The following is a 17,838-nucleotide window of genomic DNA, read 5'->3' as shown; positions in this document are numbered from 1 at the left end:
CAGGACAGGCGGGAAACCCTGCCAGAATTGGCAGGGTTTTGAACATACTGATAAAAAAATTAATGGCCGATCATCTTTGCCTTCGGGATCAGCTGGAAATACATATGATCAGGCACTGGTGTATCCCAGACATTGGCATAAACGGCATAACCAATGGTGGCAAACAGAATGCCAAGCACCAGTAGCGTCATGGCAACACCTGATAGCGTCTTCTGTCGCCATAACGGTTTACCGTTGTCTTGCGCCCCCGGCGGTGTTTGCAGTGAGAAACTCAGCGTTGAGGCCACCGGGCAGGATTCAACGCAGGTCATGCAGCCAGTGCATTCCACGGTACGCACCTGAATCAGTTTGTCGACCGGGATATTCGACGGGCAGTTTTTCGCGCATTTTCCGCAGTCGATGCAGCTGTCTGCGTTACGGCGGATTTTAAACGGCGAGAGCAGCGAGAACAGACCGAGCAGCGCACCATAAGGGCACAGATAGCGGCACCAGGCATTGCGAATAAACAGGCTCAGGACACTGATAACGACAACAAAGATGAGCGTAGCGGAGCCAATATGGCGAAAGAAATCGAGCATCTTCACGTCGATAATCATGCCATAGGCCGACATTAGAAAATACTGAATCCCCTGTGCAGGCATCGACAGGGCGATATACAAAAAGAAACTCAGCAGCAAATACTTCAGACTGAGCAGCGGGATATCCAGCCAGCGCGGCAGCGTGAAGTTGCGACCAAATACTTTTTTCCCCAGATTGCCGAGCAGTTCGGACAGCGTGCCCACCGGGCATAACCACGAACAGAAGGCTTTTTTTAACAACAGACTAATCAGGATAAACGCAACTAACAGCAGCATGGAGGCGGCATGGATAGGCGGAAGAAAACCAGTCTCCAACGTATAGCGGATATTCATCAAACCCGCGATTGGTAGCCATCCCTCAATACCACCTGGCCTTGGAATATAGACGCTGGTGCCGGCGGTTTCGAAATAGCGGACCCAGTAATAGAACGTTACGCCAATATAAATATTAATAGCCAGCAGGAGAAACTGTGTGGCTTTTCGCCAGCTGCTGGCGTTGCGCCAGTCATTCCACGGCAGTTTGCCTCCGATCGTGCCAGGACGGCGCTGCCAGCGCGTTCTTTTCTTCCCGTTCATGGTTTTATACTATCCCTCATATTTCCCCTTCTGCATTCAGAAGGCGTCATCACCGGGATATGCTAGCGCTATTCAGATTTGGTGTATTTGATTTGCATCTTATTACGTGGCTGTTATTTTCATCACGCAAATAGGCCTGAATAAAAATAACAGCTCGGTATTTATCGCCGATCAGATAAATACCCTGAACGGGGTATTTATTTCTCTGTGGCGGAGAAGGTTATTCCTGATATACCTCTATGCGATCGCGACCATTACTTTTCGCCAGATAAAGCGCGCGATCGGCTTTATCAACCAACTGTTTATAGTCGGGATGATAGTCATATTCGGCGATGCCAATGCTGACGGTAATAGAAAATGATTCTGCCGCCGATGCCGCCATGCACATCTCGGCAATCTTCATACGCAGCGTTTCGAGGATAATACTGGCCTGCGACTTGTCTGACTCGACGAGCAGGATCATAAATTCTTCACCACCATAGCGAAACACGTAATCGCTGCTACGGATATGATCATAAATGACCGCTGCGACGTTTTTGAGCGTCATATCACCAGTATTATGCCCATAGTTGTCGTTAATTTGCTTAAAGTAGTCGATATCCAGCATCGCCAGGGTGAAGGGCTTCCGCGCATGTAACGCTAACGAAATCTCACGCCGCATGATGGTTGGAATAAAGCGGCGGTTAAGTAACTGGGTCAGCGAGTCTTTACCATTTTCCTGTTTAACCAGTGCGTCAAACATTGAGGCGAGCAGGAAATGGATTTTTGCCGATAGCTGGCGGACATCCTGCAACAGGCTCATCCTCTCAGGTTCTGTTGGCTGATGCTGATGCGAAAAGGTGGTCGTCATGCGGTTGTCGATCTCTGCTATCAGCGATTCCATTTCTTTCAACAGATTGCTGTTGCCGAGAATGTGTTTTCCTTTATGTGAGAACCACATACCAAAATCAGAATTCGCCAGAAATACCATCTCACCGAAAGGCATACCGATGGCGATGTTATAGATAAACTGATTTTCCCAGTCGGTAAATGAGCGAATTTGCCGTTCGCGCTCGACGTTAACGTCATCGTAAATGGTCTGCAGGCGATACTGCTCCTGCGTATGCAGAGAGTTTTGGTGGCTTGGGGAATAGGAGACGGTCATGGCCTCCAGCGCAGTATCCATTGCCAGGCTGCTGAAACAGATAGCATTGCTCAACAGGGAAGACGAGTCGTCAGCTTTGGTTTTCAATACCCGATACAGCTCATCCTTGAGCTTACGCGCGCCGCGGTTTACCAGATCGATGGGCAGGCCGATACGGGCATGCACCACGCCAATTTCTCGCTGTTTGGTCAGCAGCTGCGGTAGATCTTCGTGCGCGCTGCCAAGCACGCTGCGTAACCAGTCAAACATACTGCCGCTGAGGCGGGTACTGACCTGTTCTGTATTGAGGAACAATGCGCTCTGGGCATGGGAGAGCATATAGTCATAAAAAACGGTCACTAAATGGCGGATCTCTTCATCGCTTAACGATGTGAGGAGCGTGTGAACGTCAGGCGATGTTTGTCGTATCAGCGCCTGCCATTCTGTATGGAGTAATGTGTCGTTTACCGGTTCAACCTGTTCCATCTCACTGCCACTCAACCTGCGATTAAAAATTCAGGCGGTATTACGGACAATTACCTCACAATGGTCAAGTTAAACTCTCTTATCGATGGCTAATACCTTCATAAATAAGTCTTAGCGCGAAAACACCTATTATTGCGCCAATCACCCGGCTGGCAACGCGTTGGATGCGACCATACGCCCGTCGCACGGCAGGCAAAGAAAATGCCTGGCTGAGAAAAATACGCCAGATAACGGAAGACAACACAATGCCTGCCCAGGCCATCAGTCTGGCCCACGTAGGCGTGTCTGCGCTTAAGGTGACCGAGAAGATACTAATAAAAAACAGTACGGTTTGCGGATTTGATAAATCCGTTAGTAATCCACGACGGAAAAACACATACCAGGGAGCGGAAAGCGGTTGCTGTAGAGTGGGCATTTGCGGCGTGGCCTGATGGCGGATGCTGTTCCAGGCAAACCACAGCAGATAGGCGCCGCCGACAATCTTAATCAATGAAAATATCTCTTCACACTGGGTGATTAGCGTTGCCATACCAAAAAGCCCAAGGCCGGAGTAAAACGCATCACCCAAGGCAACACCCAGACCGGTCATCACACCTGCGCGTCGTCCGGATGCCAGGCTAGTTTGTACTACCACGAACAGGTTTGCGCCGGGGTTAAAAAAGGTTAAAACAAAGAGGCTGATGGTAAGAACGACGGCGTGCAGAGGTTCCATAGACAACATTTCCATTAGTAAGCGCTTAAGTGACAGCTAACACTATAATTTTAGTGTGTTCATCATTCTGCGTATTCACTCACACTGCGCGGTGAAACGCGCTGAGATTTGCAAATGACTTCATAGACTATTTTGTGCAAGCCTGGCGCGTCAGATAACGCGGCGGCGCAGGTTTTCTGTTATCAACGATTCGCAAAATCTCTTTATATTTCCGCCTGCTCTGGATCTTTTTGCCAGGCTGAACTACTTATTAATCATCCTTGACTCGCATGTCGAATGTTCAGGGGTCGATGATGGCATATATAACAAAATCTGGAGCTTTTATATGAAAACTGGAATTAAAGTACTTATTGGTGCGTTAGCTTTTGTTGTGACCAACGCGTACGCCGCGGAATTTATGACGAAGGTTGAGTTTGAAAAGGTTGAGTCTCAGTATACAAAAATCGGTGATATTTCAACGAGTAATGAAGTCTCTACTTCGGATGCTAAAGAAGACCTTTTGAAGAAAGCTGAAGAGAAAGGTGCTGATGTGGTGGTATTAACCTCCGGCCAAACGGATAACAAAATCCATGGCACAGCGAATATTTACAAGAAAAAATAACGTGCAGCTGTAAAAAATACGACACCCGTCGGTCATTGTACCGGCGGGTTTTCTTTTAATCTGCGCCAGAACGTGGTTCTGCTAATTCCGAGATAGCGTGCAGCCGCGGTTTTATCACCATTGAATTGTGCCAACACCTGTTGTGGCGTCAGCAATGACGATGCTTGCGGTGAGTCTGCAACAATGGCCAGTTCCGGTAACAGCTGTTGTAAAAAGTCCACATTCAGCTCTGGCTGCGGCTCGACGCTTAAAAACAGTGCCAGACGTTCCATCATATTACGCAGTTCGCGGATATTCCCCGGCCAGCCATAATTCAGCAGCGTCGGCTGACTTAATCCCAACCCCTTGCGTACAGGCTCAGAAAACGGCACGTCCAGTTCCGCCAGCGATTGTTTTAAAAAGCCTTCCGCCAGTGGCAGAATATCGGGCAACCGCTCGCGCAGCGGCGGCAGCTTGAGGCGTAAAATGCTCAGGCGATAAAACAGATCGGTACGAAATTCCCCCAGTTTCATCTCCTGCTCCAGATTACAGTGTGTGGCGCTAATCACCCGGACATCGACCGGAATCGGCTGATGTCCACCGACCCGGGTAACCTCTTTTTCTTCCAGCACACGCAGCAGTCGGGTTTGTAACGGCAGCGGCATCTCGCCTATCTCGTCAAGAAACAGGGTTCCGCCGTGAGCGATTTCAAACAGGCCCGCGCGTCCCCCTCGGCGAGAGCCGGTAAAGGCGCCATCCTCATAGCCGAACAGCTCCGCTTCCAGCAATGACTCGGTGATTGCCCCGCAGTTGACGGCAACAAACGGCGGTGAGGGTTTACCGCGCCGATTCTCCTGACGGGTGAAAAACTCACGGTGAATGGCCTGTGCGGCCAGCTCTTTACCCGTTCCTGTTTCGCCCTGAATGAGGACCGGCGCACGCGAACGGGCGTACAGCATAATGGTGTGCCGTACCTGTTCCATCTGCGCAGAGTGACCGCGCATATCTCCGAGCGCGTAGCGAGTGCGCAACGTATCGCCAGAGGCGTACTGACCGTTTCTGCGTAATGTCAGGCGGGTCATATCCAACGCATCGACAAAGGCCTGGCGCACGGTGGCCGCCGAATAGATAAAGATGCCGGTCATGCCTGCTTCTTCTGCCAGATCGGTAATCAACCCCGCACCAACTACCGCTTGTGTACCGCCAGCCTTCAGCTCGTTGATTTGCCCACGAGCATCTTCCTCGGTGATATAGCTACGCTGTTCAAGCTGCAAATTGAAAGTTTTTTGAAACGCGAGAAGCGCCGGGAGGGGTTCCTGATAGGTAATGATGCCAATTGACGAGGTGAGTTTTCCCGCTTTTGCCAGTGCCTGTAGCACGTCGAATCCGCTGGGTTTAATCAGGATCACCGGAATAGACAAACGGCTTTTCAGATATGCGCCGTTGGAGCCTGCCGCAATGATGGCATCGCAACGCTCGGTGGCCAGCTTCTTACGGATATAGGCCACCGCTTTTTCGAAACCAAGCTGAATGGGGGTGATGGTCGCCAGATGGTCGAACTCCAGACTGATGTCGCGAAACAGTTCAAACAGGCGGGTGACCGAGACTGTCCAGATAACCGGTTTATCGTCGTTCACTCGCGGCGGTAGATGCGTATCTGCCATAACTAACCCCAAAAATTAAGGAACCGAGTAGTAGGGTTTAGTTGTGTTTCATAAATGTTGCAATGAAACGTGAAGGAACGTTTCATGAAACGATAGCTGACACGCTTTTGTGCAACAAAAATAGAAACATTGGATTTAATCTGTTGTTTTAAAAGATAAAAAATTAAATCGAAGAGAAAATAAGCTCCCTGGCATACCCCTTGCTTTAGAAATATCAACGAACGATAACAAGTTGATAACAAGAGGACGGGATATGTCTCTACACTCCCCAGGGCTGGCGTTTCGCGCTGCGCTCACTAAAGAAAACCCATTACAAATCGTTGGCACCATCAACGCCAACCACGCTCTGCTGGCTCAACGTGCCGGGTATCAAGCGATTTATCTCTCCGGCGGCGGTGTCGCTGCGGGGTCGCTGGGTCTGCCGGATCTCGGCATTTCTACCCTTGATGATGTGCTGACTGATATTCGTCGCATTACGGATGTTTGCCCGCTGCCGTTGCTGGTGGATGCGGATATTGGTTTTGGATCGTCTGCATTCAACGTGGCGCGTACCGTCAAGTCGATTTCCAAAGCGGGTGCTGCTGCGCTGCATATTGAAGATCAGATCGGCGCCAAGCGCTGCGGTCATCGCCCGAACAAGGCGATCGTCTCGAAAGAAGAGATGGTCGACAGGATCCGCGCAGCCGTTGATGCGCGCACCGATCCCAACTTTGTGATTATGGCGCGAACCGATGCACTGGCGGTGGAAGGGTTAGAGGCTGCCATCGATCGTGCCCAGGCGTATGTCGAAGCGGGCGCTGACATGCTGTTCCCGGAAGCCATTACCGAACTTGCGATGTACCGCCAGTTTGCCGATGCGGTACAGGTACCAATTCTCGCCAACATTACTGAATTTGGCGCCACACCGCTGTTTACCACCGATGAACTGCGCAGCGCGAACGTTGCGATGGCGCTATACCCGCTGTCAGCTTTCCGCGCCATGAACCGCGCGGCGGAGAAGGTTTACAACGTGCTGCGTCAGGAAGGTACGCAAAAGAACGTTATCGACATTATGCAGACGCGCAACGAGCTGTATGAAAGCATCAATTACTACCAGTTCGAAGAGAAACTCGACGCGTTGTACACAAAAAAGTAACCGTCGTAGGCCGGATAAGGCGTAGCCGCCATCCGGCAATAAATTAGTACCCTACATATTACAATAATGACGAGGACAACATGAGCGACACAACGATTCTGCAAAATAGTACCCATGTCATTAAACCCAAAAAATCGGTTGCGCTGTCAGGCGTCGCTGCCGGAAATACTGCCTTATGTACCGTGGGTAAAAGCGGTAACGATCTGCACTATCGTGGCTACGATATTCTTGACCTGGCGCAACAGTGTGAATTTGAAGAAGTTGCGCATCTGCTGATTCACGGGAAATTACCCACCCGCGATGAGCTCACCGCCTATAAAAGCAAACTGAAAGCGCTGCGCGGATTGCCCGCTAATGTGCGTACCGTACTGGAAGCGCTGCCTGCCGCCTCGCATCCGATGGACGTGATGCGCACTGGTGTTTCCGCGCTGGGTTGTACGCTGCCGGAAAAAGAAGGACATACCGTCTCCGGCGCACGCGATATTGCCGACAAACTGCTGGCTTCGCTCAGTTCTATCCTCCTGTACTGGTATCACTACAGCCATAACGGCGAGCGTATTCAGCCGGAGACCGATGATGATTCTATTGGCGGTCACTTCCTGCATTTGCTGCATGGTGAGAAGCCATCACAAAGCTGGGAAAAGGCGATGCACATTTCGCTAGTGCTGTACGCCGAGCACGAGTTTAACGCTTCTACCTTCACGGGGCGTGTGATTGCGGGAACTGGCTCTGATATGTACTCCGCGATTATCGGTGCGATTGGCGCACTGCGTGGGCCGAAACACGGCGGAGCGAATGAAGTATCGCTGGAGATCCAGCAACGCTATGAAACGCCGGATGAAGCCGAAGCAGATATCCGTAAACGCGTTGAAAATAAAGAAGTGGTGATTGGCTTTGGTCACCCGGTTTACACCATCGCCGACCCGCGTCACCAGGTGATCAAGAGCGTGGCGAAACAGCTTTCTCAGGAAGGCGGTTCGCTGAAAATGTACAACATCGCCGACCGTCTGGAAGAGGTGATGTGGGAAACGAAAAAGATGTTCCCCAACCTCGACTGGTTCTCGGCAGTCTCTTACAACATGATGGGCGTCCCCACTGAAATGTTCACACCGCTGTTCGTTATCGCCCGCGTCACTGGCTGGGCGGCGCACATCATCGAACAGCGTCAGGACAACAAAATTATCCGTCCTTCCGCCAACTATACCGGCCCGGAAGATCGCGTATTTGTCTCGATTGATCAGCGTTGCTAATGCAAAACCTCTAAAGATAAAAAAACAGGAAATGTACCCTATGTCTGCACATATTTCGAACGTCCGCCCTGAATTTGACCGTGAAATCGTTGATATCGTTAATTATGTCATGAACTACGAGATCACCTCGAAGGTGGCGTATGACACCGCGCATTATTGCCTGCTTGATACCCTTGGCTGTGGCCTGGAAGCGCTGGAATATCCGGCCTGTAAAAAACTTCTGGGGCCGGTTGTACCGGGTACCGTCGTCCCGAACGGTGTGCGCGTACCGGGTACCCAGTTCCAGCTCGATCCGGTGCAGGCGGCGTTTAACATCGGTGCGATGATCCGCTGGCTGGACTTTAACGACACGTGGCTGGCCGCAGAATGGGGTCATCCTTCCGATAACCTCGGCGGTATTCTGGCGACGGCTGACTGGCTGTCGCGCAATGCGGTGGCGGTGGGTAAAGCGCCGTTAACCATGAAAAAAGTGTTAACCGGAATGATTAAAGCCCATGAAATTCAGGGCTGTATCGCGCTGGAAAACTCCTTCAACCGCGTCGGTCTGGATCACGTCCTGCTGGTAAAAGTCGCCTCCACGGCGGTGGTTGCCGAGATGCTTGGCCTGAACCGGGATGAAATTCTCAACGCCGTCTCGCTGGCGTGGGTCGACGGTCAGTCGCTGCGTACCTATCGTCATGCGCCGAATACCGGCACGCGTAAATCCTGGGCGGCTGGCGATGCCACCTCACGTGCTGTACGTCTGGCGCTGATGGCGAAAACCGGTGAAATGGGATATCCATCTGCACTGACGGCGAAAACTTGGGGCTTCTATGATGTCTCTTTCAAAGGCGAATCTTTCCGCTTCCAGCGCCCGTACGGTTCGTACGTGATGGAAAACGTGTTGTTTAAAATTTCCTTCCCGGCAGAGTTCCACTCGCAGACCGCGGTAGAAGCGGCGATGACGCTGTACGAGCAGTTACAGGCCGCAGGTAAGACCGCTGCCGATATCGAAAAAGTGACCATTCGTACGCACGAAGCCTGTATCCGCATCATCGATAAAAAAGGCCCGCTGAATAACCCGGCGGATCGTGACCACTGCATCCAGTACATGGTGGCTATCCCGCTGCTGTTCGGACGCTTAACGGCGGCAGATTACGAAGACGGCGTGGCGCAGGATAAACGCATTGATGCACTGCGTGAAAAGATTAACTGCTTCGAAGATCCGGCCTTTACTGCCGATTACCACGACCCTGAAAAACGCGCCATCGCGAATGCCATCACGCTTGAATTCACCGACGGCTCACGCTTTGAAGAAGTGGTAGTGGAATACCCAATCGGCCACGCGCGCCGTCGTAACGACGGTATGCCGAAGCTGGTCGAGAAGTTCAAAATTAACCTGGCGCGTCAGTTCCCGACCCGTCAGCAGCAGCGCATCCTGGATGTCTCCCTGGACAGAACTCGCCTGGAGCAGATGCCGGTCAATGAGTATATGGACCTTTATGTAATCTAAACCTGCGTGCGGCAAGGCGTAAGTTCAACAGGAGAGCATTATGTCTTATAGCGAGTTTTATCAACGTTCTATTACGCAGCCGGAGTCGTTCTGGGCCGAGCAGGCCCAGCGTATTGACTGGCAGCAGCCGTATACGCAGGTACTGGACCACAGTAATCCGCCGTTTGCCCGCTGGTTTTGCGGTGGTACGACCAATCTGTGCCACAACGCCATTGACCGCTGGCTGGAGAAACAGCCTGACGCGCTGGCGCTGATTGCCGTTTCTTCAGAAACTGAAGAAGAACGCACGTTTACCTTTCGTCAGCTGTATGACGAAGTGAACGTCGCGGCGGCGATGTTGTTGTCGCTGGGCGTACAGCGTGGCGATCGGGTACTGGTTTATATGCCGATGATCGCCGAGGCGCACATTACGCTGCTGGCCTGCGCACGTATAGGGGCGATCCATTCGGTGGTGTTCGGTGGTTTCGCCTCGCACAGCGTAGCGGCGCGTATCGACGACGCCCGACCGGTGGTTATCGTGTCGGCGGATGCCGGGGCGCGCGGCGGTAAAGTCCTGCCGTATAAAAAGCTGCTCGATGATGCGATCGATCAGGCGCAGCATCAGCCGCGTCATGTGGTATTAGTCGATCGCGGTCTGGCGAATATGGCGCGGGTAGAGGGGCGAGACCTCGACTTTGCCACGCTGCGCCAGCAGCATCTCGGCGCACGGGTACCGGTTGCCTGGCTGGAGTCGAACGAAACGTCCTGCATTCTCTACACCTCCGGGACAACCGGTAAACCGAAAGGCGTCCAGCGCGACGTTGGCGGCTACGCGGTCGCGCTGGCGACCTCGATGGACACCATTTTCGGCGGTAAAGCGAGCGGTGTGTTCTTCTGCGCGTCGGATATCGGCTGGGTAGTTGGGCATTCGTATATCGTGTATGCCCCGCTGCTGGCGGGGATGGCGACAGTGGTTTACGAAGGGTTGCCAACGTATCCAGACTGTGGCGTATGGTGGAAAATTGTTGAGAAGTATCAGGTCAGCCGGATGTTCTCCGCCCCAACCGCCATCCGCGTGCTGAAGAAATTCCCGACCGCGCAAATCCGCAATCACGATCTTTCCTCGCTGGAGGTGCTGTATCTGGCGGGTGAGCCGCTGGATGAACCGACCGCCAGTTGGGTAACGGAAACGCTGGGCGTCCCGGTTATCGACAACTACTGGCAGACTGAATCCGGTTGGCCGATTATGGCGATCGCTCGCGGGCTGGACGACCGCCCGTCGCGGCTGGGTAGCCCAGGCGTGCCGATGTACGGATATAACGTGCAGTTGCTCAATGAGGTGACCGGTGAGCCCTGCGAAGCGAATGAAAAGGGCATGCTGGTGATTGAAGGGCCGCTGCCGCCGGGCTGTATCCAGACTATCTGGGGTGATGACGCGCGGTTTGTGAATACCTACTGGTCGCTGTTTTCTCGTCAGGTGTACGCCACCTTTGACTGGGGTATTCGCGATGCGGACGGCTATTACTTCATCCTTGGTCGTACGGATGATGTCATCAACGTGGCCGGGCATCGGTTGGGGACGCGTGAGATAGAGGAGAGTATTTCCAGCTATCCGAACGTTGCCGAAGTGGCTGTGGTCGGCGTGAAGGACGCGCTGAAGGGGCAGGTCGCGGTCGCGTTTGTCATTCCGAAACAGAGCGACAGCCTTGAAGATCGCGACATCGCACATTCGGAAGAGAAGGCGATTATGGCGCTGGTGGACAGTCAGATTGGTAATTTTGGCCGCCCGGCGCACGTCTGGTTTGTGTCGCAATTGCCGAAAACGCGCTCTGGCAAAATGCTCAGACGGACGATCCAGGCGATCTGTGAAGGCCGCGATCCTGGCGATCTAACGACCATTGACGATCCCGCGTCGTTGCAGCAAATCCGTCAGGCGATCGAAGAGTAACTCCATGCCGGATAGACCGCATAAGTGGTCTATCCGGCATGACTGCTTAAATTGACGGCTCTACTTTATAATTTTGGTAATAGAACTCTCTATCTCGCTCATTAATGGTTCTTAGAACCCGACAGGGAACTCCCACCGCCACGACATCTGCCGGAATGTCTTTTGTGACTATGCTCCCTGCGCCGATAACAGAATTATCGCCAATCGTTATGCCAGGATTGATCACCACATTACTGCCAATCCATACGTTATTGCCGATGGTGACTGGAAAGGAAAACATCTCTCCGGATTTTCTTAATTCATGATGAACAGGATGACCCGTTACTGAGATCGTGACGTTTGGTGCAATTAAAACGTTATCGCCAATGGTGACCGTGTAATCATCCACAATGGTAAAGTTAAAATTGGCGTAAAAGTTTTTGCCAATGTGAATATTGCTCCCGTATGAGAAATAAATAGGGGGTTCAATCCACGTATGTTCACCCACGCTTCCAAACATTTCACGAATCAGTCTTTCCCTCTTTTCAACCTCCGATGGACGCGTGTGGTTAAACTCATACATTAACTCTTTTCCATGCAATCTCTCTTCCGGCAGGCCCTCGCACATATCGGTATACAGTTTGCCTGCTTTTATTCTGTCTCTCATGGACATGCTCATCGAAGATATTCCCTCCTTGTTATTCGTTTTCAAACTTGTTTGCTTGCTGGGGTGAAAACGCGGGAAAAGGGCCCCGGACCGCTAAGGGTAAATACGGAAATCAGCGTGAAGCTCAGCGCAATAATCCCCAGCACCAGATAAGCTCCCTGGAAACCAATACTCTCATACATTTTCCCGGCCAGAACTGACATGAAAATCATGGCTAACTGTTTGAAGAAACAGAAACACACCAGATAAATCGTGGCCGAGAAACGTACTTCGAACTGGCTGGTGATGTACTTGAAGCAGCCGACGATCAGGAACGGTATCTCAAACATATGCAGCGTTTTGAGAATAACGACCTCCAGTGCAGTGGTGGCGAATGACGAGCCAATAATCCTTACCGACATAATCGTACCGGCCAGCAGCAGGGCGTTCTTTCCGCCAATTCGGTTCACAATCAGCGGTGCAAAGAACATGATCGAGGCGTTGAGTAATTCTCCCATCGTCGTGACGTAGCCAAACACGCGGGTACCCTGTTCGCCGGTGGCAAAGAATGAGGTAAAGAAGTTGGCGAACTGCTGGTCAAACACATCGTAAGTACAGGAAACGCCGACCACATACAGGGAGAGGAACCAAAGTTTCGGCTGTTTAAATAACTCCAGCGCCAGCTTCAGGCTGAATGCCGAGTTATTGGCGCCTACCGCATCCGCGACTTTTGCAGAAGAGGGGGCATCTGTTTTTGAAAATAACAGCAGCAATGCCAGAATGACCGCACAGCCAGAGCCTAACCAGAAGACGAATTGGTTATTGATGGTGAACATAATTCCGGCAATCGAGGCGCACAGCGCCCAGCCCACGCAGCCAAACATGCGCGCGCGACCAAATTCAAAGTTGCTTCTGCGGCTGGCTTTTTCAATATAGGCTTCAATCGCTGGGGCACCGGCATTGTAAATAAAGCCAAGGTAAATCCCGCCGACAATTGAACCCAGTAAAATATTAAACTGCAATAATGGGCCAAATACGTAAATAAAGAACGGGGCAAACATTACCAGCATGCCGGTAATTACCCACAGCAGATGTTTACGCAGGCCGAGCTTATCGGATAGTAGTCCGAAAATTGGCTGGAATAACAAAGAAAACAGTGAGATGCAGGCGAAGATGATGCCGGTATCGCCTTTGCTGATATGGTTTACATCGTGTAACCAGATAGGGAAGAAGGGGAAATACGCACCCATAATAAAAAAGTAAAAGAAGAAGAAAAAGCCGAACATCCAAAAGTTAGTGTTTTTTAAATAATACATAACAGACTTCCTATAAATGCGGGCAGGTATCAACCTGCCCTGCTTATATTATTATTTTTGGCCCCAGACGAACTGGAAGTGGTAGCGTCCGGCGCTCAGCTGGAATTCCGGCGACACGGAAGGACTCCACGAATCATCGCCGCCGACGCCCATATGGAAGCCATCAATATTGAGCCAGGTGCCCGCCTCAGGTTGCAGCAGATGGCGGTGGCTGGTTTCCATCAGTTGCTGCTGGCTAAAGCGGCTGATGTTGAACAGGAAGTCTCCGCGCCACTGGTGCGCACCGTAGTACAGTTCGCGCGTGCCGCAGCGCAGACCGTTTTCGCTCGGGAAAACATACGGGGTGTACATCTCATCAAGCGACAGATCCCAGCGATCGAAACAGGCGGCGCCCAGACGGTCCGGGTAGTTCTCATGTGGGCCGAGACCTAACCAGTTCACTCGCTCCGCAACCTGCGCCAGCTGGCAGCTCAGGCCGATGCGGGCCGGATGTGGCGTACTGCTGGCAACGTCGACATCCACCGTTACCTGCATTTCACCATTGCCGTCAATACGGTAGCTTTTTCGGCTGATGAACAGCGTTTCGCCCTGATACTGCCACGCATGTTCGGTGGCGATCAGTACCGCACTGCTCAGCGTATCGGCAGCACAGTGCAGTAACGTTGCTTCAGCCTGATAGTGACCGGCGGCCTTCCAGCGTTCAACCCAGGCATTAGGGTCGATGCGGGTTGACTCGCTCACGCCAATGTCGTTGTCCAGCGGCGCGCGGGTGAACTGGTCAGTAAGCGGGCTTACCAACTGGGCTTCATCGCTAATCCAGTATTGTGTTAGCAGACCGGACTGACGATCGAATTGCCAGCGTGTGTTGTTGGCCAGCACGGTAAAATTGCTCTCACTAACATCCAGCTGTGGTGCGCTGCTGGCGTGTGATGGACGTACCAGGCTGAGCTTCTCTTCCAGCTTCCACTGTTGCCAGGCGCTGATATGCCCGGCTTCTGACCATGCTGTCGACTGAGGCTGCTCTACGCGCACCGTCAACCACAATTCGCCTGCGGTGTCCGGCATCGGAACGTTCGGCAGGGTAATCACCTGGCGACCCTGTGGGGCGATATCCAGAATGATTTCTCCGGCGGCCAGCGGGTTGCCGTCCAGGGCAATCGACCAGTGCAGAACTTCGTTATCGCTGCGGCGGAACAGATATTCGCTGGTCACTTCAATCTGGCATTCAGCGCCCGGCAGTAACGTGAACTGGAAAAACTGCTGTTCATGTTTGGCCTCATATAACGCCGGATGCGGAGTGCGATCGGCGAACACCAGCCCGTTCATGCAAAACTGACGATCGTTAGGCGTGTCGCCAAAATCGCCACCGTAGGCTGACCATGCTTTGCCGTTCTCATCATATTTGGTCAGCGACTGATCCACCCAGTCCCAGACAAATCCGCCCTGCAGGCGCGGATACTGACGGAACGCTTGCCAGTATTTGGCGAAGCCGCCAAAGCTGTTGCCCATAGCGTGGGCGTATTCACAAAGGATCAGCGGACGCTGTTCGCCGGGCATCGACAGCCACTTTTTAATCGACCATTTGGGTACTGCGGGGAAGGGCTGATCCTGATCGACGCGGGCGTACATCGGGCAAATAATGTCGGTGGCGGCAGTATCAGCTCCACCGCCCTCGTACTGCACCGGACGTGACGGGTCTTCTGATTTTATCCAGCGGTAGAGCGCGTCGTGATTGACGCCATGGCCGGATTCATTGCCCAGTGACCAGATAATAATGCTCGGGTGGTTGCGATCGCGCTGCACCATGCGCGTGACGCGCTGGCTCATGGCAGGCAACCATGCGGGATCGTCGGTGAGGCGATTCATCGGCACCATGCCGTGGGTTTCAATGTTGGCTTCGTCGACCACATACAGGCCGTAACGATCGCACAGGGTGTACCACAACGGATGGTTCGGGTAATGGGAACAGCGCACGGCGTTGAAGTTATTCTGCTTCATCAGGATGATGTCCTGCACCATCGTCGCCTCATCCATCACCTGGCCGTTGACCGGATGGTGCTCATGGCGGTTGGTACCGCGAATCAACAGCGGCTTGCCGTTTAACAGCAACAGGCCGTTTTCGATACAAACCTGACGAAAACCAACGTCACAGGCTTCCGCTTCAATCAGTACTCCGCCTGCGGTGTGTAACTGCACAACGGCGCGGTACAGATTGGGCGTTTCGGCACTCCACAGCGCCGGTTTTTCGACGTTCAGACGCAGAGTCACCCGGTCATGATAAGCGCCGCGTTCATCAATGATCTCGCTGCCGAGCGGTGAGGTCGTTTCGTGGGTGAGCGTTTCACCTTCCCACAATTGCAGGGTGACGCGTAAATCTTCGCTCTCGTTGCCACCCACTCTGACTTCCGCTTCCAGCGTGGCGCGGCTGAAGTCGTCATTAAAACGGGTATTAATGCGCAGGTCGCGGATTTGCGTAGTGGGCTTATGTAGCAGGGAGACATCGCGAAAAATACCACTCATGCGCCACATGTCCTGGTCTTCCAGATAGCTGCCGTCGCTCCAGCGCAGCACCATCACAGCCAGACGGTTTTCGCCGCGCAGCAGATAATCGCTAAGATCAAACTCAGACGGCAGACGGCTATCCTGACCGTAGCCGACCCAGCGACCGTTGCACCACAGATGAAACGCGGAATTTACGCCGTCAAAAATAATGCGCGTCTGACCTTCCTCTAACCACGCGTCTTCAACATTAAATGTGAGCGAGTAACATCCTGTCGGGTTCTGTGCCGGAACGTACGGAGGATTCACCGGGATTGGGTAGGTGACGTTGGTATAAATTGGCGCATCATAACCGTCCATCTGCCAGTTAGAGGGGACGTTGATGATGTCTGCCTGTGGCAGATCGCTTGTCAGCCAGCTTTCTGGGACAGCCTCCGGCGCGGCAAACCAGGCAAATTGCCACTGGCCATTCAGCGAGCGTAACTGACTCGAACGCTGATTGGTACGTGCATCATCCGCTGAGCGCCAGCTACAGAACGGCGGATGTGCTTCCAGCCGGTTGAGCTGCGTGACGCCGGGATTCTCCCAGTCGCGGCGGGCCAGAACAGCGGAGAGTGAATCTGTGTTCAGGTTCATAATGGTATCCTGTTTGAATTTGTTACTCGCTCACAATTCCAATCAAAATACGAACAAGCGCTCCTTGCTGTAAAGGATGGGGCGTTCAATAAGTGAACTGACTCACACAATTGTTATGCGTTCACAATTTGGGGGTGAGCTGAGAAACTTGCCGCGCCAGCTGGATCAGTGAATCAGCCAGCGCCTGGGGAGTGGTGGTTTGCGTATCGGGAGGCAGAACCGTTTTGCGCTTGACCAGGGTGACGGGAAGCAGTTGGTTACCCACGCTGGAGCCGCCACGGGGGAGTTGCAATAGCCTGTCGACGCTGGTTTCACCCAGCAACGGAAAATCCTGCCTGATGGTGGTCAGCGGTGGGATGTAACAGGCGCTGTCTTCTGTGTCATCGTAGCCAATTACCGATATATCCACTGCAACCCGCAGACCGAACTCGCTGATTGCCCGCATCGCGCCCAGCGCCATTTGATCGTTAGCGACCAGCATGGCGGTAGGGAGGTTACCGTTATTCAGCATGTGCATCGTTTGCTGAAAACCAGACATCGCGCTCCAGTCGCCTTCCAGCTCCACAACGGGTTGTAGCTGGTAATGTGCCAGATACTTGTGCCAGCCCGCATGCCGAAGCCTTGCCGAAACGGAAGTGTGCGGCCCGCTCAGCAGGGCGATCCGTTGATGTCCGTGCTGCACCAGATGTTCAACGCCAAGGCGCGCGCCGTCGTCATGAGAGAAAATCACGCTGTTAATTGGCGTCAAGTCAGAGACATCGAGAAACAGCACCGGCACTGTACCGCAGGCAGCTGCCACGGCAATGGCATCTTCTTCATCCAGCGGATAGTTGATGATAAGCCCGGTTACGCGTTGAGAAAGCAGATTGTGGACCGCGGTTTTACAGGACTCAACGCCGCTGCGCTCGACCATGGCGATCACCACGCTGGCACCGGACTGGTCGGCGCGGGATTTTATGGCAGCAACGATTTGTGAGGGGGCATGCAGGGCAAGGTTTGCCGTCACAACGCCAATCAGTGGCGTCTGTTTGCCAGCCAGCTGCTGTGCAACGCGGTTAGGAATGTAATTGAGTTCCGCCATCGCGGCCTCAACTTTCTGTCGGGTTTTTGCGGAAACGTGGCTGGCCTGGTTCACGACGCGAGAGACGGTCTGGTAAGAGACACCTGCATGGTCTGCCACATCGTATAGCGTTACCGGTTTCACGTTTATCACCCCTGTCATGACGTTATCTGTGCGCT

At 52.9% G+C, this 17,838-nt stretch carries 13 protein-coding genes; 5 read left to right on the top strand and 8 right to left on the bottom strand.

Annotated features, from left to right (window positions below; translation table 11 throughout):
• Positions 1-59: 59 nt before the first annotated feature.
• The 3 genes from GHC22_RS18265 to GHC22_RS18255 form a co-directional block, all read right to left on the bottom strand.
• On the bottom strand, positions 60-1,154 hold the full coding sequence (locus GHC22_RS18265) for a 4Fe-4S binding protein (protein WP_032942469.1): 1,095 nt from the start codon (positions 1,152-1,154) through the stop codon (positions 60-62).
• 220 nt (positions 1,155-1,374) lie between these two features.
• Positions 1,375-2,763 (bottom strand): diguanylate cyclase, encoded by a 1,389-nt coding sequence (locus GHC22_RS18260; protein WP_153753682.1) that lies wholly within the window; start codon positions 2,761-2,763, stop codon positions 1,375-1,377.
• A gap of 79 nt (positions 2,764-2,842) precedes the next feature.
• The gene (locus GHC22_RS18255; RefSeq protein ID WP_008783857.1) at positions 2,843-3,475 is read right to left on the bottom strand and encodes a LysE family transporter; all 633 of its coding nucleotides are present in this window, start codon (positions 3,473-3,475) and stop codon (positions 2,843-2,845) included.
• Between the two features lie 325 nt (positions 3,476-3,800).
• Here GHC22_RS18255 and yahO point away from each other — a divergent pair, with 325 nt between their 5' ends.
• Positions 3,801-4,076 carry a DUF1471 family periplasmic protein YahO gene (yahO, locus tag GHC22_RS18250; RefSeq protein WP_032942474.1) on the top strand — a complete coding sequence of 92 codons (276 nt, stop codon included), beginning with the start codon at positions 3,801-3,803 and terminating at the stop codon, positions 4,074-4,076.
• Between the two features lie 32 nt (positions 4,077-4,108).
• Here yahO and prpR read toward each other — a convergent pair whose 3' ends face one another.
• Positions 4,109-5,719 carry a propionate catabolism operon regulatory protein PrpR gene (prpR, locus tag GHC22_RS18245; protein ID WP_153753681.1) on the bottom strand — a complete coding sequence of 537 codons (1,611 nt, stop codon included), beginning with the start codon at positions 5,717-5,719 and terminating at the stop codon, positions 4,109-4,111.
• A 253-nt stretch (positions 5,720-5,972) separates the two neighbouring features.
• Here prpR and prpB point away from each other — a divergent pair, with 253 nt between their 5' ends.
• The 4 genes from prpB to prpE all read left to right on the top strand — a co-directional run bounded on the left by prpB (position 5,973) and on the right by prpE (position 11,523).
• The gene (gene prpB / locus GHC22_RS18240) at positions 5,973-6,854 is read left to right on the top strand and encodes a methylisocitrate lyase (protein WP_003830903.1); all 882 of its coding nucleotides are present in this window, start codon (positions 5,973-5,975) and stop codon (positions 6,852-6,854) included.
• Positions 6,855-6,934: 80 nt separating this feature from the next.
• Positions 6,935-8,104, top strand: coding sequence for a 2-methylcitrate synthase (gene prpC, locus GHC22_RS18235; RefSeq protein WP_060682693.1), 1,170 nt, complete (start codon positions 6,935-6,937; stop codon positions 8,102-8,104).
• A gap of 40 nt (positions 8,105-8,144) precedes the next feature.
• A complete protein-coding gene (locus GHC22_RS18230; RefSeq protein ID WP_153753680.1) occupies positions 8,145-9,596 on the top strand; it encodes a bifunctional 2-methylcitrate dehydratase/aconitate hydratase in 1,452 nt (483 codons plus the stop codon).
• 40 nt (positions 9,597-9,636) lie between these two features.
• Positions 9,637-11,523: a propionate--CoA ligase gene (prpE, locus tag GHC22_RS18225; RefSeq protein WP_153753679.1), complete on the top strand. Its 1,887-nt coding sequence runs from the start codon at positions 9,637-9,639 to the stop codon at positions 11,521-11,523.
• Between the two features lie 46 nt (positions 11,524-11,569).
• Here prpE and lacA read toward each other — a convergent pair whose 3' ends face one another.
• The 4 genes from lacA to GHC22_RS18205 all read right to left on the bottom strand — a co-directional run bounded on the left by lacA (position 11,570) and on the right by GHC22_RS18205 (position 17,803).
• Entirely contained in the window at positions 11,570-12,181 is a 612-nt protein-coding gene (lacA, locus tag GHC22_RS18220) for a galactoside O-acetyltransferase (RefSeq protein WP_128612096.1), read from the bottom strand.
• A 29-nt stretch (positions 12,182-12,210) separates the two neighbouring features.
• Positions 12,211-13,464 carry an MFS transporter gene (locus tag GHC22_RS18215; RefSeq protein ID WP_153753678.1) on the bottom strand — a complete coding sequence of 418 codons (1,254 nt, stop codon included), beginning with the start codon at positions 13,462-13,464 and terminating at the stop codon, positions 12,211-12,213.
• 51 nt (positions 13,465-13,515) lie between these two features.
• Positions 13,516-16,599: a beta-galactosidase gene (locus GHC22_RS18210; protein WP_153753677.1), complete on the bottom strand. Its 3,084-nt coding sequence runs from the start codon at positions 16,597-16,599 to the stop codon at positions 13,516-13,518.
• A 121-nt stretch (positions 16,600-16,720) separates the two neighbouring features.
• Positions 16,721-17,803: a LacI family DNA-binding transcriptional regulator gene (locus tag GHC22_RS18205; RefSeq protein WP_137377175.1), complete on the bottom strand. Its 1,083-nt coding sequence runs from the start codon at positions 17,801-17,803 to the stop codon at positions 16,721-16,723.
• Positions 17,804-17,838 lie beyond the last annotated feature (35 nt).

The sequence above is a fragment of the Citrobacter sp. H12-3-2 genome (assembly GCF_009649895.1).
GTDB classification, from domain to species: Bacteria; Pseudomonadota; Gammaproteobacteria; order Enterobacterales; family Enterobacteriaceae; genus Citrobacter; species Citrobacter portucalensis.
This window is presented reverse-complemented; position numbering and strand designations above follow the sequence as displayed.